The sequence below is a fragment of the Pantoea sp. GbtcB22 genome, assembly GCF_019091025.1.
GTDB lineage: Bacteria > Pseudomonadota > Gammaproteobacteria > Enterobacterales > Enterobacteriaceae > Pantoea > Pantoea leporis.
Genome location: NZ_JAGXKB010000003.1, coordinates 456,057 through 477,105, shown reverse-complemented (window position 1 = coordinate 477,105; position 21,049 = coordinate 456,057). Strand labels below are relative to the sequence as shown.

Genomic DNA, 21,049 nt, shown 5'->3' with positions numbered 1-21,049 from the left:
TTCTTATCCTTTTTGATAAACCTTAAAACGCTTCTGCAGTTCACGGAACTGGTCGATACGTGCGTCATAGCGCGCTTGTTTCAGGCTGCCGAGCGGCACCTGCGCGCTGGCGCTGCTCAAGGTGGAGATCGCCTGATCGAGTTGACCGTTGAGCGCCAAACCTTCCGCGCGCGCCGAAAGTTCTTCATCGCGCAAACCCTGCGCCGCAGAGGCCTGCGCCAGCAGATCAAAGGCGTTAACATCGTCCGGATGGGCAAAGGTGTAGCGATTGAGGATGCGGCTGGCGTTGGCGGGCTGCTTCGCTTCGACATAGGCATTAGCCAGATTCAACTGCAATACCGGATTGCTGCTGTTGCCTTTGGCGCTGCTCAGCATGGCGATCGCCTGCTGCGGCTGATTCAGGCCGATGTCGATGTCGGTCATGATATCAAGGAACCAGACGTTATCCGGCTGCTTCGCCAGCAGCGGGGCGATCACCCGTTTGGCGCTATCAAAGCTTTTGGCCTGCAGGAACTGTATCGCTTTGCCGTACTGTGCCGCCTGCTGCTCGCGCACGTTGCCTTTGGCGTATTCGTTCAGCAGGTCATCGGTCAGCTGATTGCGGCCAGTGGCGTACATGCCGAGCGAGCGCACTTTCGCCATGTAGAAATCCTGCGACGACTGCACCACCACCGGACGCATCTGGTTGGCGCGGTTACGCGCATCGGCAAGTCGGCTGTCGGGTAACGGGTGCGTCAGCAAAATTTCCGGCGGCTTGGAGGAGAAGCGGCTCTGATCCGCCAGCTTCTGCAGAAAAGTCGGCATCGCTTGCGGATCGAATCCAGCGCGTTGCAGAACCTGAATACCGATGCGGTCAGCTTCCTGCTCGTTGCCCTGGGTAAAGCTGATAATGCCTTGCTGCGCACCCGCCAGCGTACCGGTCAACGCCGCCATGCCGGCTTGCGGGCTGGCCATTGCCAGCAGAATCGATCCCAATGCGCCGACCCAGGTCAGCGGCGCATTGCGTCGCTGCTCTTCCATGGCGCGCGCCAGATGGCGCTGCGTGACGTGCGAGATTTCGTGCGCCATCACCGACGCCAGCTGGCTTTCGTTATCGGTATAGCGGAACAGCGATGAATGCAGCACCACGTTGCCGCCAAAGAAGGCGAAGGCGTTGAGTTCGTCGTTCTGGATCAAAAAGAAGTGGAACGGCGTCCGCACCGAGTTGGCATGCGCCACCAGTCGCTGACCAAGCTCGTTAATGTATTGATTCAACAGCGGATCGTTAATCAGAGGCGCACTGGCGCGCAGCTGGCGCACGTAGAAGTCGCCCATCTGAAGTTCCTGATTAATCGAAAGCGTTGAACCTGCTGTGGTGCCCATGTCGGGCAGCGTATCACTAACGTCAGCGCGCGCACTCAGCGCAGGCGTCAGCAGCAGCGTAGGAATAAGGGCCGCCAGCACTGATTTTTTCAACCGGTTAAACATGCCTTGATCCTGTAAAAGTCACCCGAAATTGGACAGGTAAGTGGTTCAAATGTTCTGCACTATTTTTCCCTTTGCGGAACGCGCTCTATCTTAACCAGACTGCGGCGACAAGCAAACGATGAAGATTCATGCGCTTTAAATGAAAAAAGGGTTACAGCATGACGAAATTGCAGCAAAAAATTGAATAGCACGCCGCGATTTAAACAGGCTTCTTCACTCGTAAAAGTTAAAGTTACGTAAAGTTGCTCAAAATTATTGAATTTGGCATGAACTTTTCCAGGTTTACTCTGAAAAGCGGCGGCAAATCAGCGGTGTTGGCCCGCTTTATCCATCAGTGTTTTTAATCGTGAAGACGACGCGCAGAGCATGCTACACAGTTATCATCGGACGGATTTTAAACGCACGTAAACTTATCCCCTCTGTATTAGGATCACAATTTCACGGCCACGCATTTCTCAACTCCTGCCAAAGCGACAATCGAAACCCTTTTTCAATTAACCTTGCTAATTATTTTTCACGCAATGAAAACGTCGGACAGCCCGTCACTACAGGACTTTTGCCTTGCTCACGCTGTGGTATAGATAAGGCACTTTATTCAAACGGACTGTGAATTGACGCGCAGTGTAAGCCGGAGAGTTTTTATGCGTTCTGTAGTTTCATACGCCCTTATCGCAATTGTCGGGGGCTTTGTTGGCGCCACCGTGAGTAAAGGTGATGACCTGTATCAGCGTGTTGTCAGCCATTTCTCCTCTGCACCCGCCGATCCCGACGGCTTCTGGAGCACGCCCGCCGTCGACGGCTACGGCAAAATCCATTACGAACCGGATGCGGCTTTCAAACCGGTGGTCGGTTTAAGCAACAAAGTGGTGTTTCAAATTACCCGCAGTGAAGGGGAGATGACGCGCCCAAATCTTGGACTGGAGCGCGTAGCGCGCGTGGTCAATCTCTATATCGCTTCGGGCGTGCCCGCTGACGACCTGCACTTTGTGGTATCGGTCACCGGTGATGCCACGCCAGCGATGCTGGATAACGCGCATTTCCAGCAGTTCTACCAGGCGGACAACCCCAATCTGGCGCTGATCGGCGCACTGAATAAGTTGGGCGTGAAGGTTTCCGTATGCGATCAGTCGGTGGCGTTCCATCACTTCCCGAGAGAGTGGATTGACCCATCGGTGATTCATGCACTCTCCAGCCCGACTACCGTGTCGACGCTGGAAAATCAGGGTTATGCACTCTTACAGATGTAAATTTCAGGCACAGGAGAAGTGAAATGCGTCCAGCATCCTATATCGTTATTGCGGCTCTGGCAGGGTTTGTCGGCGGCAATGTATTACAGCTCCCCGATTTGGTCGACAAGGTCAGCGACAAATTTGCTGACAAGAAAAGTGAACCGGCGGATTTCTGGAGCACGCCGGCGATCGAAGGTTACGGCAAAATCCACTTTGTGAATGTGCCGGACTACAATCCGGCCACCACGCCAGGGTTGAGCAATAAAATCGTTTTCCAGATCAACCGTAATGAAGGCGATGTGCGTCAGCCGAACCTTGGGCTGGAGCGCGTGGCACGCGTCACCAATCTCTATTACGCGGCGGGCGTACCGCTCGATCAGCTGAAATTTGTGGTGTCGATTAACAGCGATGCGGTTCCTGCGGCGTTGAATAATGAGCAGTTCCGTAAAACCTACGGCACCGATAATCCCAATCTCAAGCTGATTGATGAGCTGAAAAAAGCCGGCGTGAAGGTGACCATTTGCGATCAGTCGGTGGCTTTCCATCAGCTGGAGCGCAACTGGATCGACACGCGCGTCACTCACACGCTGTCGAGCGGCACCACCGTGGCGTCGCTGCAGAACGAAGGTTACGCCTTCCTGATGCTCTGATTTCTGCCTGACAGCAGTTCGCGCTGCTGTCATCCCGCTGTCATTTATCCGCGATGTTGCTGTCACAGTTCGCCGCTACTTTAAGCGCCAATGAGATCGATCTCATTGGCACTTTACGAGGCGAACATGTCCGATTTAATCAGCGTGGCCAAACTGGCTGGCGTTTCTCGCGCTACCGCCGCCCGCGCATTCTCTGATCCGCATCTGCTGCGAGCTGACACGCTGGAAAAGGTGTTGAGCGCCTCTGAGCAGCTCGGCTTTCGCCCCAATCACATTGCTCGCCAACTGCGTACCCAAAGTTCAACCACCTTCGGCGTGCTGCTGCCGTCGCTGCTGAATCCGATTTTCGCCCGTCAACTGCAAGCGATGGAGCGTCAGGCGCGTGCCGCCGGTTACGGTCTGCTGGTGGCAACCAGCGATTATCAGCCCGAGCGGGAAGCGGCGATGGTGGAGCACATGCTGAACCAGCGCGTTGCCGGTTTGGTTCTTACCGTCGCCGACGCCGACAACAGCGCCATCCTGCATACGCTGCATCAAGCCAGCATGCCGTTTGTCCTGACGCATAACGTGCCGCAAGCCACGCACTGGCCCGCGATTTGCGTCGATAACCGCCAGGCGATGCAGCAAGCCACCGAACACCTGCTGCAGCTCGGCCATCGCCACATCGGTATGGTGGCCGGTCCCATGCTGCAATCGGATCGCGCCCGTCTGCGCTATCAGGGCTATTGCGATGCCATGCAGCAGGCCGGATTGCGTGCGCTGCCGGTACTCGAAATGCCCAGCCATACCCAATCTGATTTCGCGCTGCTGCAGCCGCAGCTGAGTGGCGACACGCCGCTCAGCGCGGTGATCTGCACCAACGATCTGCTCGCCATCAGCCTGATTGGTGCGGCGGCGCGCGCCGGAGTGCGCATTCCGCAGCAGCTGTCGGTGATGGGTTTTGATGGCATCGATATCGGCGAGCACATCGCGCCGTCGCTGGCGAGCGTAAGCCAGCCAGCTGACATGCTCGGCGCCGGTGCGATCGACATGCTGTTACAACAAGCCAGCCGCGGCACGCGCGTGCTGCCACATCGATTAAGGCTCGGCGCCAGTATCGCCGCGCCAGCAACCTCTTTTTCTTCCATTGCCAATATCAGGGAACCATCATGAAAAAAGTCACAATGATTGCCGGGGCGCTCGCACTGTCCGCCGGTTCGCTGTTCAGTTCGCTGGCGCAGGCCGCCGATACGGCGATTTGCTACAACTGTCCTCCCGAATGGGCGGACTGGGGAACCCAGCTTAACGCCATTGCTAAAGACACTGGCATTCAGGTACCGCAGGACAATAAAAACTCCGGCCAGGCGCTGGCGCAGCTGGTGGCGGAGCAGGGTAATCCGGTGGCAGATGTGGTGTATTACGGCGTCAGTTTTGGCATCCAGGCGGATAGCGCCGGTGTCATCAGCGCCTATAAGCCCGCGCATTGGGACGAGCTCCCAGCCGGAATGAAAGATCCCGACGGCAAATGGGTGGCGCTGCACTCCGGCACCATGGGCTTTATGGTTAACCTTGATGCGCTGGGCGGCGCGCCGGTGCCGCAATCCTGGGACGATCTGCTGAAGCCTGAATACAAAGGCATGATCGGCTACCTCGATCCGGCTAGCGCCTTTGTCGGTTACGTGGCGGCCGTGGCGGTCAACCAGGCGAAGGGCGGCAACATGCAGGACTTCACACCCGCGCTGACATGGTTCAAAAAACTCCAGGCTAACCAGCCGATCGTACCGAAGCAGACCGCCTACGCGCGCCTGATCTCCGGTGAGATTCCGATCCTGCTCGACTACGACTTCAACGCCTACCGCGCCAAATATAAAGATCACGCCAATGTCGCCTTTGTGATCCCGAAAGAGGGCACGGTTACGGTGCCGTACGTCATCAGCCTGGTGAAGAACGCGCCGCACGCAGACAACGGCAAGAAAGTGATCGACTACGTGTTGTCGGATAAAGGTCAGGCGATTTGGGCCAATGCCTTCCTGCGTCCGGTACGCACCTCGGCGATGTCCGCTGACGCTAAGAAATTCTTCCTGCCAGACAGCGATTATGCGCGTGCGCAAACCGTAAACTATCAGCAGATGGCCGATGCACAGAAGGCCTTCTCGGCGAAATACCTGAGCGAGATGCGTTAATGTCGATGGCTGACACGCTGGCGGCCTCGCGCCGCCAGACACCCACGCAACCGGGCAGCCGCTGGTTGTGGCTGACGCTGCCCGCGCTGCTGTTCTTCTGCGCTTTCTGGCTGCTGCCGTTTGCCCGCCTGCTGCAAATCGGCATGCAGAACGATCGCAGCACCCAGCACAGCGGTTACTGGACGGTGATCACGCAACCGCACTATCTGCTGAGCCTGCTGAACACCGTGCTGCTGTCGCTGGCGGTGACGCTGGTGACGTTACTCATCGCCGCTATCGTCGGCTGCTTTCTGGCACGCCAGCGCTTTGCCGGGCGCGGCACCTTGCTGGCGTTGCTGACCTTTCCGCTGGCGTTTCCCGGCGTGGTGGTGGGTTTTCTGGTGGTGATGCTGGCTGGACGTCAGGGATTGCTGGCGCAAATCAGCATGAGTTTGCTGCATGAACGCTGGACGCTGGCCTATTCGCTGGCGGGTCTGTTTATCGGTTACCTCTATTTCTCGCTGCCGCGCGCCATCGTCACGCTGGTAGCTGACAGTGAAAAACTCGATCGCTCGCTGGAAGAGGCGGCGCGTTCGCTCGGTGCCAGCCAGTGGCGCATCACTTGGGACGTGATTGTGCCCGGCCTGCAACCGGCGCTGCTCTCTACCGGCGCGCTGTGCTTCGCTACCAGCATGGGCGCTTTTGGCACCGCCTTTACGCTCGGCACCGATTTGGCGGTGCTACCACTGACCATTTACGGCGAGTTCACCAATTACGCCAACTTCGCCACCGCCGCCGCGCTGTCAGTGTTGATGGGCGGATTCGCCTGGCTGGCACTGATGCTGGCGCGCCGTCTGGCGCAGGCTAAGGAGGCGCAATCATGAAACGTCGTGGACTGTTTAGCCTGCAACTGCTGATCACCGCCATCACCGCGCTGTTTATGATCGTGCCGGTGGTGCTGTCAATGCTGGCGGGCGTCACCAATAACTATTTCATCGGCCTGCGCAGCGGCTTCACGCTGAAGTGGGTGGAGCAAGTGTGGCAGATGTACGCCGATACTTTCTGGCTGTCGCTGCTGATCGCGCTGTTCTGCCTGCTGGTTACCTTGGTGATTGGCGTTCCCGCTGCGTGGGGATTGCTGAAAGCGCCGGGCCGCTGGGCGGCGCGTATTGAAGAGTGCTTGATGCTGCCGGTGGCGCTGCCCGGTCTGGCAACCGCGCTTGGCATCATTCTGCTCTACGGCCAGTTTTCCGGCTTGCGTGATAGCTGGCTGTTCATCCTGATTGGTCACGTGCTATTTACCTTGCCGTTTATGATGCGGCCGGTGCTGGCGGTGATGCAGGCGGTGGATATGCCGCGCCTGGAAGAAGCCTCGGCCAGCCTCGGCGCCAGCTTGTGGCAGCGCTTCTTTACCGTGGTGGTGCCGAACTGCCGCAACGGCATTCTTGCTGGCGCGTTTATGATGATCACGCTGTCGGTGGGTGAATTCAACATTACATGGATGCTGCACACGCCACTGACCAAAACCTTGCCGGTTGGCCTTGCCGACAGCTATGCCTCAATGCGGCTGGAAGTGGGTTCCGCCTACACGCTGATTTTCATTCTGATGATTCTGCCGCTGCTGCTGATGCTCAATGCCGTGAATCACTGGCTTAACCGCGCGGTTTCGCGCCAACACAAGGAGGCAGCATGAACCCTGCGGCCGTTACCGTGACGCTGCGCGGCTGCGCACGTCATTTTAATCATCATCAGGCGCTGCAACCGCTCGATCTCACAGTGCATGCCGGCGAAACGCTGGTGCTGCTGGGGCCGTCCGGCTGCGGCAAAACCACCACGCTGCGCATTATCAGCGGGCTGGAGAGCTGCGATGTCGGCGGCGAAGTGTGGTTTGACGATCGCAACGTTACCGCTTTACCGATTGAAAAACGCAACGTCGGCATGGTGTTCCAGAACTACGCGCTGTTCCCGAATCTCAATGTGGCCGGGAACGTAGCGTACGGCCTGAAAGTGCAGGGCGTGGCGCGTGCCGAACGGGAAGCGCGCGTACAGGAGATGCTGGCGCTGGTGGATCTCACCGCGCTGGCGCAGCGTAGCATCGACAAACTCTCCGGCGGCCAGAAGCAGCGTGTGGCGCTGGCGCGCGCGTTAGCCGCGCAGCCCAAAGTGCTGCTGTTTGATGAGCCGCTGGCGGCGCTGGATGCGCGCCTGCGCGATCGTCTGCGTCTGGAGATCGGCGCGCTACTGAAGAAGCTGGCGATCACCGCCGTTTACGTGACGCACGATCAGCAGGAAGCGATGGCGCTCGGCGACCGTATTGCGGTGATGGAGCAGGGACGTTTGGTGCAGATCGATACGCCGCAGAAAATTTATCAGCATCCGGCGTCAAAATTTGTCGCCGATTTTGTGGGTGCGATTAACTGCGTAGATGTGGATACGCGCGGCCATCCGCAGCGCTTTTGCCGCCCGGAAGATGTGCTGCTGGCCAGCGATGAGCGTTATCCGCGCCAGGGTTTTATTGTTGCCAGCACCTTTCTGGGCGCGTCGCAGCGGTTGATGATCGACATCGGGCTGGCGACGCCCATTCAGGTGGATCGCCACGCGCGTGAAGCCTGGCATGCCGGACAAGCGGTGAGCTGGACGTTGGCGCAGGACGCCGCGCTGCAGTTTTCTTAATTGGCCCGATTGCCATAAATGGCGACCGCCGCGCTTAAACATCCAAAGGAAAAAATTCGTGTCTGAAGCAATGACGCTCATCGCGCAAATCAGCGATTTACACATCAAGGCCAACGGCCGTTTATCCTACAAAAAAGTCGACACTCAAGCCGCGCTACTGCGGGTGATTGAGACGCTAAACCGCCTTGCGCCGCGCCCCGACATGGTGGTGATGACCGGCGATCTGGTCGATTTCGGCACCGCGGCAGAGTATCAAACGTTAAAGCAGGCGCTGCGTCAGCTGCAGCTGCCGTTTCTGCTGATGGCGGGCAACCACGACGATCGCCAGGCGCTGCGTGCGGCGTTTCCGGATCATCACTATCTGCAGCACGGAGCAACCCTGAACTGGCAGATGCAGGTGAAAGGCGTGCAGCTGCTGGCGCTCGATTCCAGCGTGCCGCAGCAGCCGTGGGGCTATGTGGATGAAGCGCAGCTGCACTGGCTTGATGAGCAGTTGCAGCGCCAGCCGCAGTTGCCGACGCTGGTGATGCTGCATCATCCGCCGTTTCTTTGCGGCATCGAACATATGGATAACCAGCCGCTGCGCAATCCGGCGGCGCTGGCGGCGATTATCCAGCGCCATCCACAGGTGGAACGCGTGCTGAGCGGTCATCTGCACCGCTCGGTGCAGGCGCGTTTTGCCGGTACGCTGGCGTGCGTGGCGCCGGGCGTATCGCATCAGGTGGCGTTTGATCTCGCGGAAAATGCACCGGCGAATTTTGTGCTGGAGCCGCCCGGTTTTCTGCTGCATCGCTGGCATGCGCAGCAGGGCATGAGCACGCATTTGTGTGCTATCGGCGATTATCCCGGTCCGTGGCCGTTTTACGATGCCAACGGTTTGATCGATTAGCGCCAGCGCAGAGAAAGAATTGTGTGAGGCTGACAGGATGCTTCGTGCTCAATTTGCGTTGTGGGTGTACAATCGCCCGTTAGCTCACCAGGGCAAGTGCATCCAACTATAACAAGACTGTCAGGCACACATATCGATGAATCTATTCACTAAGGTCGGTGCGCTATGCTAACGCGCCTGCGGCCAAAAACTGACCTGCGCACGCTGATCGCGCTGTTGGCGATCACCAGCATCGTCATCACACTTGCCAACACGCTGTACGCCACCTGGCGCGTGCAACGTATGGTCCTGATCGAAAGCACCCTCGAAGCCAATCGCGCTTACGCCACTAAACTGGCGGCGACGACGGAGGTCTTCTTTCAGCTGGCTCAGTCGCAGCTGCACTACAGCGCGACGCAGCTGGGCAATGATTTTGATGATGCCGATTTAGCGCAGCAGGAAGTCAATCGCCTGCGTGAGCAAACTAATAGCTTCAACTCGGTGGCGGTGGTGGACAGCAACGGCATCGTGAAAGCCATTTCACCCGAATCGCTGATGCTGAAAGGCATGCAGCTCACCAGCCAGGCTTCGCGTGAAGCGCTGGCGCAGCGTCAGCCGATGGTCAGCAAACCCAGCATCTCCGCCGCCAATAATTTGATTGTATTTGTCTCCTGGCCGATCTGGAGCAAAGACGGACGTTACCTTGGCTACGTCGGCGGCACCATCTATCTGAAGAAGAAAAGCATCCTCAACGCGCTGCTCGGCGAGCAGTTCTATCGCGATGGCACGCATGTTTACGTGCTGGATCGCAATAATCAGGTGCTGTACCACCAGAATACCCAGCTGATTGGTAAAAGCGTGCCGGGCATCGTTAGCGATCGCCAACGCGAGGAGAAAACCAACGGTGAAGTGCAACTGACGGAAGAGAACGTGCCTAAGCTGGCCGGTTACGCCATCGTGCCCACCACCGGCTGGATGGTGGTGGCGTTGAAACCCACCGATGTGACGCTGGCGCCGCTCACCGGCTTGCTGCTGAAAGTGTTGAAAAACTCCGTGCCATTTGCGCTGCTGACCTTGCTGGTGGCGGTGATTCTGGCGCGTCTGATTGCGCTGCCGCTGTGGCAACTGGCGCGCAAAGCCAGCCAGATGGATTCCCAGGGCGTGTCGAACGAGATTGGCGGCATTCGCGCCTGGTATTTCGAAGCGGCGCAGGTCAAACGCGCGCTGCTCACCGGTATTGGTTTAGTGCAGGATAAGATTGGTCGCCTGAAATCGGAAGTGCAGAGCGATCCCATGACCAATCTGCTTAACCGTCGAGGCCTGAGCGCGGTGCTCGACTACTTCGCCACCATGCGCCAACCGTTCTCGGTGCTGGCGCTGGATATCGATCACTTCAAACGGGTCAACGATACCTTCGGTCATGACGTCGGCGATGAGGTGATTAAACATGTGGCGCGAACCTTACGCAGCAGCGCCCGTCAAACCGATGTGGTGTGCCGTAACGGCGGGGAAGAGTTCCTGATGTTGCTGCCTGCGACGTCGGTGGAAGACGCACGCATTCTGGCCGAGCGCGTGCGCATCAGCATTGCAGAAAACTGGATTGATCAGGTTGGCAATGTCACGCTGTCGGTGGGCATTGCCGACTGGCAGCCGGAAAGTGGTTCGCAGGAGCAGAGCCTCAAGCAGGCCGATGCCGCGCTTTATCAGGCGAAAAATGCCGGACGCAACTGCGTGATGATCTCCGGTCAGGATGCGTTGGTCAGCAGCATTACGCATTAACGCTCCGGGTGCGGCCTGCGCACCCGTTTATCTCAGGCTGACTTCAGATAATCCAGCACGATGTCGTGGTGATTGGAGGTTTTGAAATCGTCGAACACTTTCTCAACTTTGCCGTTGGCATCAATCAGGAAGCTGATGCGGTGAATGCCGTCATAGGTTTTGCCCATAAAGGTTTTCTCGCCCCAGACGCCAAACTGCTCGCACACCTGATGATCTTCATCCGATAACAGCGTGAAGTTCAGCAGCTCTTTATCGGCAAAGCGTGACAGCTTCTCCGCTTTGTCGGTGCTGATACCCAGCACAACAACGCCTTCAGTTTTCAACTCATCCATGTTGTCGCGCAGACCGCAAGCCTGCACGGTGCAACCCGGCGTCATGGCTTTCGGATAGAAATAGACCAGAACGCGCTGTCCCTGGAAGTCGGCCAAATTTACTTGTTCGCCGTCCTGATCGGGCAAACTAAATTTCGGTGCGGTATCACCGGCTTTCAGTGGATTCATCACAACTCTCCATTTTTTTACATGCTGTGGGTAATACACCATCAAGAGCAAAAGTGCCAGGTGGTGTTTACCGTCAGGGTTATTTCACCACACGGTTTGCCGCAGCGGCAGAGTGTGTGGCGAAATAACCCGGAGCCTGATTAAACGGTGCTGTTAGCATCGTCGGTGACACTATAAAGACGAATTGAGCCTTGTGCATGCAGTTCTTCGCACAGCTGATTGAAAGCCTGCTCGATGGGCGCACTGAACTGATTGGCCGGGCTGTGCGCCGTTATTTGAATATAGAGCGTCGGTGCCACGTCATCCTGCGCCGGTTTAATTCTGGACACCAGTTCGGCAATATTCATCTGATGTTTATCGAACAGATCGGTGAAGCGCTCAATGATATGCGGTGAATCCGGCACTTCAATCTGCACCCACACGGTGGCGGGCATCGGTGGCGTGGCGCGCGCATTGGTGCGCTTCATTACAATCAGCAACTCCAGCTCGGCACCTTTCATCGGCAGCGTCGATTCAATCAGGGTGATCGCGTTCCAGCTACCGGACAGCAGCATGATAAAAGTGAACTCATCGCCCAGCATTGCTAAACGGCTGTCCTCGATATTGCAGCCGCAGCTGCTGACGTGACGGGTGATGGTATTGACGATACCCGGACGATCAACGCCCAGTGCGGTGATCACCAGATGGTGAGGCTGTGACTGCGACAAAATGGCATTTCCTGTACGTTCGCTAATAACTATAAGGTAAACATAAAAAAAACTGCTGACAAGCGCGGGAATGGCGTGGCTCGCTTGCTTTTCTTTCAATGTAAAACGTAACATGAGGCACTTGTTTGTCGAGGGGATAGCCCATGTTCACCGGAAGTATTGTTGCGCTCATTACGCCAATGAATGAAAAAGGTAATGTCTGCCGCGAAAGTTTGAAAAAACTGATTGATTATCATGTTGCCAGCGGCACCGCGGCGATTGTTTCTGTTGGCACCACCGGCGAATCAGCCACGCTCAGCCATGACGAGCACGGTGATGTGGTTATGCAAACCCTGGAACTGGCGGATGGCCGTATTCCGGTTATAGCCGGCACCGGCGCAAATGCCACGGCTGAAGGCATCTCTCTGACCAAACGCTTTACCGGCAGCGGTGTGGTGGGCTGTTTAACGGTCACGCCTTATTACAACCGTCCGACGCAGGAAGGTCTGTTCCAGCACTTTAAAGCTATTGCGGAAAGTACCGATCTGCCGCAGATGCTGTATAACGTTCCTTCGCGTACCGGTTGCGACATGCTGCCGGAAACCGTTGCGCGTCTGGCCGAAATTAAAAATATTATCGGAATCAAAGAGGCCACCGGGAACTTATCGCGTGTCTCACAGATCCAAGAGCTGGTTAATGATGAGTTCATCATCGTCAGCGGCGATGACGCTACGGCGCTGGACTCCATGCAACTGGGCGGCAAAGGCGTAATTTCGGTCACGGCTAACATTGCAGCGCGTGAAATGGTTGAACTCTGTGCCTTAGCGCAACAGGGCAAATTCGCCGAAGCGCGTCGCCTGAATCAGCGTCTGATGCACCTGCACCAGACGCTTTTCTGTGAACCCAATCCAATCCCGGTGAAATGGGCAGCAAAACAGCTAGGATTAATCGCGGATGACACGCTGCGCTTGCCAATGACGCCACTGACCGAAGCTGGTCAGACGAAAACGGCGCAAGCGTTGATTAAAGCGGGTCTGCGATAATTTAGGGAGAATCAATGAGTTATTCAGTTAAGCGCTCGACGCTGGCAACGGTAGTGGGCCTTTCCACCCTGATGCTGCTCACAGCGTGTTCCAACGATCAGCGTTATAAGCGCCAGGTCAGCGGGGATGAATCTTACCTGCAGGCGCCTGAGCTGCATGATTTAAAAGCCCCAGCGGGCATGATTCTGCCGTTGCAGAATGGCGATTACGATGTTCCGCACAGCGTGGCGAAAGGCGCGGTTGGCAAAGAGCTGGATATTCGTCCGCCAGCCCAGCCGCTGGCGCTGCTGAACGGCACGCGTGCGCAGTTCACCGGTAATACGGGCGTGCTGGCCGTGGAAAGCAGTCGCGGTTCTATCTGGTCGCAGGTTGTGGGTGTGATTCAGTCTTACAAGTTCCCGATTGCCCAGCGTGATGACGCTTCGCAACAGCTGACCACCGATTGGGTGCAGTGGAACCGTGCTGACGAAGATAACCAGTATCGCGGTCGCTATCAGATCAGCGTGCAGAATCAGAGCTATCAGCAAGTGCTGACCGTACGTTTGCTGGAACTGCAGCAGTCTGGTCAAGCCGTTACTTCTCCGGCACAGATTCAACGCTATACCGGCCAGATGTTGAACGACATCAGCACCGGTCTGGATAAAGTCGATTCTGCCAGCCAGGATGCGGCGGCCAACCGTGCCACCGGACAGATTGATGTGCAGAGCGGCGCGGACGACACCGGTTTACCGCTGTTGATTCTGCGCGCACCGTTTAACGTCACCTGGCAGCGTTTGCCAGCGGCGCTGAAACGCGTGGGCATGGAAATCACGGATGACAACCGTTCGCAGGGCAGCCTGAAAGTGACCTACAAACAGCCGGGCAGCGGCGTGTGGGATCAGATTGGCGCCAAAGATCCAGAACTGCCAAACGGCGATTACAAGTTGCAGGTTGGCGATCTGGATAACCGCAGCAGTCTGCAGTTCATCGATCCGAAAGGTCACGTGCTAACCCAGGCGCAGAACGACGCGCTGGTGCAGGTGATTCAAGGCGCGCTGAAATAAATTGCCAAAGGGCCGGAGATTCTCCGGCCTTTTTGTTTTGGATTTGGCATAATAGCGCCCGGCGAAGTAAACGATTGCGTCACGCAATCGGCGCGCGGTGAAACACCGCTGAACACGGGTTCTTTCATGTTTGGAGTTAACAAGATGCAAAAGCGAGCTGAGTTGTATCGCGGTAAAGCGAAAACCGTATACAGCACCGATAATCCGGATCTGCTGGTACTTGAATTCCGCAACGATACGTCAGCAGGAGACGGTGCACGAATCGAGCAGTTTGATCGCAAAGGAATGGTAAACAACAAGTTTAACCATTTCATCATGACCAAATTGCAGGAAGCGGGCATTCCGACCCAGATGGAAGCGCTGCTGTCAGATAACGAAGCGCTGGTGAAAAAGCTGGAGATGGTGCCGGTGGAGTGCGTGGTGCGCAACCGAGCGGCAGGATCGCTGGTAAAACGTCTGGGTGTGGAAGAGGGCATTGTGCTCAATCCACCGCTGTTTGATCTCTTCCTGAAAGATGACGCCAAACACGACCCGATGGTCAACGAATCCTATTGCGAAACCTTCGGCTGGGTGAGCAAAGCGAATCTGGCACGCATGCAAGAGCTGACCTTCAAAGCCAATGATGTGCTGAGTAAACTGTTTGATGACGCAGGTTTGATCCTGGTCGACTTCAAGCTGGAGTTTGGTCTGTTCAACGGCGAAGTGGTGCTGGGTGATGAGTTCTCGCCAGATGGCGCGCGTCTGTGGGACAAAAACACCATGGATAAAATGGACAAAGACCGTTTCCGTCAGAGCCTTGGCGGCCTGGTTGAAGCGTACGAAGAAGTTGCACAGCGTTTGGGTGTGAAGCTGGATTAAGTCCTGTTTGCACCGGCCCGTAGCGGCGCGATTTATCGCGCTCTTTTACGGTCGGTGCACCTTCCAGACATTGCGCGATAAATCGCGCCCCTACAAATTCCTTCCTCCTTTATCACACCGTTTCTCTCATTCTTACCGTGCTGTCACTACAACACTGGTGCTTACCGCTGCCGCCAACTAAAATCATGCCAAACATGTTTAAAGGAGTTAGACCATGCGCTGGCAAGGGCGTCGTGAAAGCGACAATGTAGAAGATCGACGCAATGATTCACCTGGCCTTGGCGGCGGCGGGGGACGGCAAATCCGCATTCCACGCGGCAAAGGCGGCCTTATCTTGCTGGTGGTGGTCGCTGTTGCCGGCTATTACGGCTACGACCTCACCGCGTTATTGGAAGGCGGCGGCAGTGTCGCGCCAACGTCGCAGCAGCGTCAGGTAAACACCGCACAGAGCAACGAAGATGCCAAATTCACCTCGGTGATTCTGGCGACCACCGAAGATACCTGGAGCAAGCTGTTCCAGCAGATGAACAAACAGTATGTGCCGCCGAAGCTGGTGATGTATCGCGGGGCAACGCGCACCAACTGCGGTACCGGCCAATCGGCGATGGGGCCGTTTTACTGTCCTGCCGATCAAACCGTGTATATCGATTTGTCATTCTACGATGACATGAAAACCAAACTCGGTGCCGGTGGCGACTTTGCGCAAGGCTACGTGATTGCGCATGAAGTGGGGCATCACGTTCAAAAGCTGCTGGGCATTGAGCCAAAAGTGCGTCAGATGCAGCAGGGCGCGAGCCAGGCGCAGGCGAATCAGCTGTCGGTGAAAATGGAGCTGCAGGCGGATTGCTTCGCCGGCGTTTGGGGCCATTACATGGAGCAGCAAAACGTTCTGGAAGTGGGCGATCTGCAGGAAGCACTCAACGCAGCTGAAGCGATTGGCGACGATCGTCTGCAGCAGAAAGGTCAGGGCCGCGTAGTGCCGGATAGCTTCACCCATGGCACCTCTCAGCAGCGTTACACCTGGCTGAAACGCGGTTTCGATAGCGGCGATCCTGGCCAGTGCAACACCTTCGCTAGCAAGTGATCTCCCTGGTTGAACAAACGGCGGCGATGCAGCGTGCAGGCATTCGCCGCCTTTGCGTGATAGCGGGTGATGTGGAGTGGGCGCAGCAGCAGGCCACAGGTTGGCACACCGCGCTGCCCGGCGACTGGCTGGAGGTGAGCGACAGCACCGATTTTCCGCACGCCGTTGCGCCCGCGGCTTTACGCACCTTGCTGGGGCGTGAATTCCAGCATGCGATATTTGATGCCCGCCGCGGTTTTCACGCCGAAGCTTTTGCAGCACTGGCCGGAACCTTACGCGCGGGCAGCTGGTTATTGCTGTTAACGCCTGATTGGGAACGCTGGCCCAATCAGACCGATGCCGACAGCCTGCGCTGGGCGGATGTCGCTGAACCGATTGCCACGCCGCATTTTATCCACCATCTGCAATCGCTGATGCGGCAAGACGCGCAGGTGATGTTGCAACGTCAGCATCAAGCGGTGCGTTATCCGGTGGAAGCGCATCTGCCCGACTGGCGCTGTCAGGCACCGCAGCAGCAGGCGCAAATCCTTGAACAGCTTGAAGCGATGCCGCCGGGCGTGGCAGTGATCACCGCCGCGCGCGGTCGCGGCAAATCGGCGTTGGCCGGCATGCTGGCGCAGCGCAACCAACACTGTTTAGTCACGGCACCGGCCAAAGTCTCCACGGCGGTGCTGGCAGAATTCGCTGGTGAGCATTTCAGTTTCATGGCTCCCGATGCCGTTCTCGCGCAGGAAGCGACGCCTCAGGCGCAGTGGCTGATTGTCGATGAAGCGGCCGCCATTCCCGCGCCCATCCTGCAACAGCTGGTGCAACGTTTCCCGCGCGTGCTACTTATCACCACCGTGCAAGGTTACGAAGGCACCGGACGCGGCTTTATGCTGCGCTTCTGCGCCACCTTGCCGGATGTGCGCCTCTTCCAGCTCGACGAGCCGTTGCGCTGGTCGCCGAACGATCCGCTGGAGCAATGGCTCAGCCAGGCATTGCTGTTTGAAGAGGCGCAGGAGAGCCGCGCAAGCGGTGAGATCGCGATTTATCCGGCAACGCCGGAACACAACATAACGGCGCTGGAAGCGGGCTATCGCCTGCTTGCCAGCGCGCACTATCGCACCTCGCCACTGGATTTGCGGCGCATGCTGGATGCGCCCGGCATGCGTTTTTGGTTGGCGGGTGCAGCCGAACAGGTAACCGGCGCGTTGTGGCTGGTGGAAGAGGGCGGATTGGATCAGCCATTGGCTGACGCGGTGTGGGCCGGTCATCGTCGGCCGCGTGGCAATCTGGTGGCGCAATCGCTGGCGGCCCATGCCGGTTTCGCGCAGGCGGCAACGCTGCGCTCACTGCGCATTAGCCGGATTGCGGTGCAGGCGTCACAGCGTCAGCGTGGGATCGGCAAAGCGCTAGTGGCCACCGCGCGTCAGCAGGCGCAGAATTGTGATTATCTCTCGGTGAGTTTCGGCTACACCGAGTCCTTGTGGCGCTTCTGGCGCGCCTGCGGTTTTACGCTGGTGCGGATTGGCTCGCAGCGCGAAGCCAGCAGCGGCTGCTATGCCGCGATGGCGCTGCTGGCAATCTCGGCGGCAGGTGAAGCGCTACAACAGCAGGCAGCGCAGCGCCTGGCGCGTGATTGGCTGTGGCTGCAAGCGATTATAGATTTACCGTTAACGCTGGTAAGCGATGCCAGCCAGCAGCTAAACGAGGATGACTGGGCGCTGCTGGCCGGCTTTGCCTGGGCGCAGCGCCCGTTCGAAGCCAGCTACGCGGCGCTACAGCGGCTGGTGCGCCAGTCTCCTTCACCGTTGTTGAATGCCATCCTGCTGCAAAAACAGACGCTAACCGATGCCGCGCAACATGCCGGTCTCAGCGGTCGTAAAGCCTTGATAAACCAGCTGCGATCGGAAGCTGGCGCAGCACTGATTCGCCTCAATCCCGACGCGGCGCAGCGGCTGCGTTCATTGCAATAAATCCATTATCTCGTTCAAATTTTCCCGATATCTCTGTGCCAGCAGCGGCGTATAGTGATTTGAGGAGGATCTTATGGCACTACGATATGTAATTGTTCAGCAACCCAGCAGTGCAGCACAGCTGTTTCTGCTGTATCACGGCATCAACGACAACCCGGATTCGATGGCGCAGATTGGTAGCTGGTTCGCGAAAGCGTTCCCGCAAGCGCTGGTGGTGTCGGTCGGCGCACCTTACGCGGGCAGCGTGCCGCAAGGACGTCAGTGGTTTGCCGATATACCGCCGCACGATCGTTCGGAACAGCAGGGCGTGGATGCGATCATGCCAGAGTTCGTGGCATCGGTGCGTCACTGGCAGCAAGAGAGCGGCGTGCGTGCCGAAGCCACGGCGCTGGTGGGCTTTTCCCAGGGCGGCATCATGGTGCTGGAAGGCATGAAAGCGCAGCCGGATTTGGCTGGACGCGCGATTGTGTTTAGCGGCCGCTATGCCACGTTGCCGTTGCGGGCCAGCACGCGTAACACCATTCATCTGATTCATGGCGATTACGACGAACAGATCCCGCTGCAGCACGCTGAAGAGGCGAAGCAACGTCTGATTTCGTTGGGCGGCGATGTCACGCTGGATGTGGTGGAAGATTTACCGCACGCGATTAACGATCGCAGCATGGAACTGGCGCTGAATCATCTGCGTTATACTGTGCCGCGTCGTTACTTCGATGAGGCGCTGAGCGGTGCGAAGCCGGGCGATGATGATGTGGTGATGATGATGTAGCAGGATGCGTAACGGCGCGAGTTATCGCGCCGTTTGCGATATGACGATTATTTCTTTTTCGGCCAGTCGTCCTCGTCATCCCATTTATCGTTGAAATCACGATGCGGCGGTAACGTCGGTTTGTTGTCCATGAATTTTTTATGGTCGATACGTTTTAGGTCTTTGTAAACGTTCATCAAAATACCAACCATCAGCAGGATCACCAGGATCCACCAGTACTCTTTAAAGAATTCCATCCCCTTTCTCCTTTCGCGCTTAGGCGATCAGCTGTTCCATGATGCGCTGATACATACGGCTCAGCATCTGCAAATCTGACGCTTTCACGCACTCATTGATCTTATGAATGGTGGCGTTCACCGGGCCCAGTTCCACCACCTGCGCACCCATGCGCGCAATGAAGCGCCCATCGGAGGTGCCGCCGGTAGTTAGCAACTGCGGCTTAATTTCATTATAGTGCGCCACAGCGTTCACCACGGCATTCACCAGCTTACCGCGTGATGTCAGGAATGGCTGGCCGGAAACATTCCACTCCAGCGTATAGCGCAGCTGATGACGATCGAGCAGCTCCGCCACGCGATCTTTAATCATCTGATCGGTCAACTGCGTGCTGAAACGGAAGTTGAACTGCACAAAGAATTCGCCAGGAATCACGTTGTTGCTGCCGGTTCCGGCTTGCACGTTGGCGATCTGCATGCTGGTCGGCGGGAAGAATTCGTTGCCTCCATCCCACACGGTTTCTACCAGCTCATTCAGCGCCGGCATGGCGCGATGCACCGGATTATCCGCCAGATGCGGATAGGCTACGTGGCCCTGCACGCCATGAATAGTGAGATTCGCGGTCATCGAGCCGCGACGGCCATTCTTCACCACGTCACCCACAATCTCGGTGCTCGACGGTTCGCCGACCAGGCAATAATCCATGCGTTCGTTGCGCGCTATCAAGCGCTCAACCACTTTCACCGTTCCGTTAACCGCGCTGGCTTCTTCATCGGAGGTAATCAGAAACGCCAGACGACCTTTATGCTGCGGATTAGCGGCCACAAAGCGTTCCGCTGCCACCACCATCGCCGCCAGCGAACCTTTCATATCGGCGGCACCGCGGCCAAAAAGCATGCCGTCGCGGATGCTGGGTTCAAACGGCGGGCTGATCCAGCGGTTGGCGTCGCCCGGCGGCACCACATCGGTATGACCGGCAAACGCCAGCGTTTCGCCCTGGCCGCGCGTCGCCCAAAAGTTCAGCGTATCGCCAATGTGCATTGGCTCAACCGTGAAGCCGATGGCTTCCAGACGCGCAATCAGCAGCGCCTGACAACCGGCATCATCCGGGCTGAGTGACGGGCGACGGATAAGCTGCTGAGCCAGCTCAATAACCGGACAGAACATGTTATGACTTCTCCTGGATAAAGGCGAAATAAAGGGAATCTTTGAAGCCGACCAGCAGATCGCCATTCGGCGCGGCTAACACCGGACGCTTGATGATGGCAGGCTGCGCCAGCATCACCGCTTTGGCGCTGGCGGCATCGTTTACCACGTCGCGTTCGGCTTCCGGCAGCTTGCGCCACGTGGTACCGCGCGTATTCAGCAGCGCCTCATAACCGAGTTGATCGATAAACGATTGCAGCAGCGCGTCGTCAATGCCCTCCACGCGATAGTCGTGAAAACAGTAGTCGATACCGGAAGACGCTAAATAGTTGCGTGCTTTTTTAATCGTGTCGCAATTTTTAATTCCGTACATCACCCACTGCGCTGTCATCGCTTATTCCCGTTGAGTAAAAAATAAAGCGCGAGTTTACCACAGCGCTCTAAGGGCTGTGAGCGCTGACGGTGAAAGCCGGCCTTATTCACCCATTTTTCATGACCCTTAAGCCGTTATAAATTTTATTACTTAGGGCCAGGAAGCGCTTTCACTTACGCACTTAATAATTGCCTGCGATATCATTAAGCCACTAAGGATTATCCTAAATGCAGATTTCTGCTACCCGATTTAAGTCAGCCATTTTTCCTGCCGCATTATAGAGTTGCTGAAATGTGCGTCAGTACGCAATTTCAAAAGATTGAAGCTTTTCTACGCTTTTGCCGATAGTGATAACAGGTGGAAACGTATTCACCACCAGAAAAAAACGGCGTAGAATTGCCGCTACAATAAGAGAGGGTTTTATGGTCGACACCGAAATGGGAAACTGGAAAGAATTCATCGAAGCGATGTTACGTAAGTAACGCGTGAAGAGAAAAGCAGGGCACTTCCCAACTTGCTGTAATTCTTACCACACACAACAATAAAGCCGCCATGGATGTTCATGG

22 protein-coding genes are annotated in these 21,049 nt (G+C 56.8%); 16 read left to right on the top strand and 6 right to left on the bottom strand.

Going from position 1 to position 21,049, the window contains the following annotated elements:
• Positions 1 to 3: 3 nt before the first annotated feature.
• Positions 4 to 1,467: a M48 family metallopeptidase gene (locus KVT28_RS13780; protein ID WP_217548964.1), complete on the bottom strand. Its 1,464-nt coding sequence runs from the start codon at positions 1,465 to 1,467 to the stop codon at positions 4 to 6.
• A 641-nt stretch (positions 1,468 to 2,108) separates the two neighbouring features.
• Between KVT28_RS13780 and KVT28_RS13775 the strand changes: the two genes are divergently transcribed.
• From KVT28_RS13775 to KVT28_RS13735, 9 genes are all read left to right on the top strand, one after another.
• The gene (locus tag KVT28_RS13775) at positions 2,109 to 2,714 is read left to right on the top strand and encodes a DsrE family protein (protein WP_101763514.1); all 606 of its coding nucleotides are present in this window, start codon (positions 2,109 to 2,111) and stop codon (positions 2,712 to 2,714) included.
• A gap of 23 nt (positions 2,715 to 2,737) precedes the next feature.
• On the top strand, positions 2,738 to 3,346 hold the full coding sequence (locus KVT28_RS13770; protein WP_101763515.1) for a DsrE family protein: 609 nt from the start codon (positions 2,738 to 2,740) through the stop codon (positions 3,344 to 3,346).
• Positions 3,347 to 3,472: 126 nt separating this feature from the next.
• Positions 3,473 to 4,498 carry a substrate-binding domain-containing protein gene (locus KVT28_RS13765; protein WP_101763516.1) on the top strand — a complete coding sequence of 342 codons (1,026 nt, stop codon included), beginning with the start codon at positions 3,473 to 3,475 and terminating at the stop codon, positions 4,496 to 4,498.
• Positions 4,495 to 5,508, top strand: a complete 1,014-nt coding sequence (locus KVT28_RS13760; RefSeq protein ID WP_217548961.1) for an ABC transporter substrate-binding protein — start codon at positions 4,495 to 4,497, stop codon at positions 5,506 to 5,508. The genes KVT28_RS13765 and KVT28_RS13760 overlap by 4 nt, the downstream gene beginning before the upstream one ends.
• Positions 5,508 to 6,371: an ABC transporter permease gene (locus KVT28_RS13755; protein ID WP_217548959.1), complete on the top strand. Its 864-nt coding sequence runs from the start codon at positions 5,508 to 5,510 to the stop codon at positions 6,369 to 6,371. The genes KVT28_RS13760 and KVT28_RS13755 overlap by 1 nt, the downstream gene beginning before the upstream one ends.
• Complete coding sequence (locus KVT28_RS13750) at positions 6,368 to 7,180, top strand: ABC transporter permease (RefSeq protein ID WP_217548956.1); 813 nt, start codon at positions 6,368 to 6,370, stop codon at positions 7,178 to 7,180. The genes KVT28_RS13755 and KVT28_RS13750 overlap by 4 nt, the downstream gene beginning before the upstream one ends.
• Positions 7,177 to 8,160: an ABC transporter ATP-binding protein gene (locus KVT28_RS13745; RefSeq protein WP_192233045.1), complete on the top strand. Its 984-nt coding sequence runs from the start codon at positions 7,177 to 7,179 to the stop codon at positions 8,158 to 8,160. The genes KVT28_RS13750 and KVT28_RS13745 overlap by 4 nt, the downstream gene beginning before the upstream one ends.
• A gap of 58 nt (positions 8,161 to 8,218) precedes the next feature.
• Entirely contained in the window at positions 8,219 to 9,049 is an 831-nt protein-coding gene (locus tag KVT28_RS13740) for a phosphodiesterase (RefSeq protein ID WP_101763521.1), read from the top strand.
• Between the two features lie 165 nt (positions 9,050 to 9,214).
• Positions 9,215 to 10,807 carry a sensor domain-containing diguanylate cyclase gene (locus KVT28_RS13735; RefSeq protein WP_101763522.1) on the top strand — a complete coding sequence of 531 codons (1,593 nt, stop codon included), beginning with the start codon at positions 9,215 to 9,217 and terminating at the stop codon, positions 10,805 to 10,807.
• A gap of 32 nt (positions 10,808 to 10,839) precedes the next feature.
• Here the strand turns inward: KVT28_RS13735 and bcp are convergent, their stop codons facing one another.
• Together bcp and KVT28_RS13725 are read right to left on the bottom strand one after the other, a co-directional pair.
• The gene (gene bcp / locus KVT28_RS13730; protein ID WP_101763523.1) at positions 10,840 to 11,307 is read right to left on the bottom strand and encodes a thioredoxin-dependent thiol peroxidase; all 468 of its coding nucleotides are present in this window, start codon (positions 11,305 to 11,307) and stop codon (positions 10,840 to 10,842) included.
• A 140-nt stretch (positions 11,308 to 11,447) separates the two neighbouring features.
• Entirely contained in the window at positions 11,448 to 12,014 is a 567-nt protein-coding gene (locus KVT28_RS13725) for a glycine cleavage system transcriptional repressor (RefSeq protein WP_217548954.1), read from the bottom strand.
• Positions 12,015 to 12,157: 143 nt separating this feature from the next.
• On the opposite strand from KVT28_RS13725, the gene dapA reads away from it, so the two are divergent.
• The 6 genes from dapA (at position 12,158) to ypfH (ending at position 18,748) form a co-directional block, all read left to right on the top strand.
• Positions 12,158 to 13,036, top strand: coding sequence for a 4-hydroxy-tetrahydrodipicolinate synthase (dapA, locus tag KVT28_RS13720; RefSeq protein ID WP_101763525.1), 879 nt, complete (start codon positions 12,158 to 12,160; stop codon positions 13,034 to 13,036).
• Positions 13,037 to 13,050: 14 nt separating this feature from the next.
• Positions 13,051 to 14,079, top strand: coding sequence for an outer membrane protein assembly factor BamC (bamC, locus tag KVT28_RS13715; RefSeq protein ID WP_101763526.1), 1,029 nt, complete (start codon positions 13,051 to 13,053; stop codon positions 14,077 to 14,079).
• A gap of 144 nt (positions 14,080 to 14,223) precedes the next feature.
• On the top strand, positions 14,224 to 14,937 hold the full coding sequence (purC, locus tag KVT28_RS13710) for a phosphoribosylaminoimidazolesuccinocarboxamide synthase (protein ID WP_007884822.1): 714 nt from the start codon (positions 14,224 to 14,226) through the stop codon (positions 14,935 to 14,937).
• Positions 14,938 to 15,151: 214 nt separating this feature from the next.
• A complete protein-coding gene (locus KVT28_RS13705) occupies positions 15,152 to 16,021 on the top strand; it encodes a neutral zinc metallopeptidase (RefSeq protein WP_110866495.1) in 870 nt (289 codons plus the stop codon).
• Positions 16,022 to 16,047: 26 nt separating this feature from the next.
• On the top strand, positions 16,048 to 17,979 hold the full coding sequence (locus KVT28_RS13700; protein WP_217548952.1) for a tRNA(Met) cytidine acetyltransferase TmcA: 1,932 nt from the start codon (positions 16,048 to 16,050) through the stop codon (positions 17,977 to 17,979).
• 73 nt (positions 17,980 to 18,052) lie between these two features.
• Complete coding sequence (ypfH, locus tag KVT28_RS13695; RefSeq protein ID WP_101763528.1) at positions 18,053 to 18,748, top strand: esterase; 696 nt, start codon at positions 18,053 to 18,055, stop codon at positions 18,746 to 18,748.
• Between the two features lie 47 nt (positions 18,749 to 18,795).
• On the opposite strand, the gene KVT28_RS13690 is transcribed toward ypfH, so the two are convergent.
• Genes KVT28_RS13690 through KVT28_RS13680 form a run of 3 tightly spaced genes read right to left on the bottom strand, consistent with a single transcriptional unit; the run spans position 18,796 to position 20,501 of the window.
• Positions 18,796 to 18,984 (bottom strand): YpfN family protein, encoded by a 189-nt coding sequence (locus KVT28_RS13690; RefSeq protein WP_008108368.1) that lies wholly within the window; start codon positions 18,982 to 18,984, stop codon positions 18,796 to 18,798.
• 19 nt (positions 18,985 to 19,003) lie between these two features.
• The gene (gene dapE, locus KVT28_RS13685) at positions 19,004 to 20,131 is read right to left on the bottom strand and encodes a succinyl-diaminopimelate desuccinylase (RefSeq protein ID WP_217548950.1); all 1,128 of its coding nucleotides are present in this window, start codon (positions 20,129 to 20,131) and stop codon (positions 19,004 to 19,006) included.
• Position 20,132: 1 nt separating this feature from the next.
• On the bottom strand, positions 20,133 to 20,501 hold the full coding sequence (locus KVT28_RS13680) for an ArsC family reductase (RefSeq protein WP_217548948.1): 369 nt from the start codon (positions 20,499 to 20,501) through the stop codon (positions 20,133 to 20,135).
• A 404-nt stretch (positions 20,502 to 20,905) separates the two neighbouring features.
• On the opposite strand from KVT28_RS13680, the gene ypfM reads away from it, so the two are divergent.
• Positions 20,906 to 20,965, top strand: a complete 60-nt coding sequence (gene ypfM / locus KVT28_RS28200) for a protein YpfM (protein ID WP_137386901.1) — start codon at positions 20,906 to 20,908, stop codon at positions 20,963 to 20,965.
• Positions 20,966 to 21,049 lie beyond the last annotated feature (84 nt).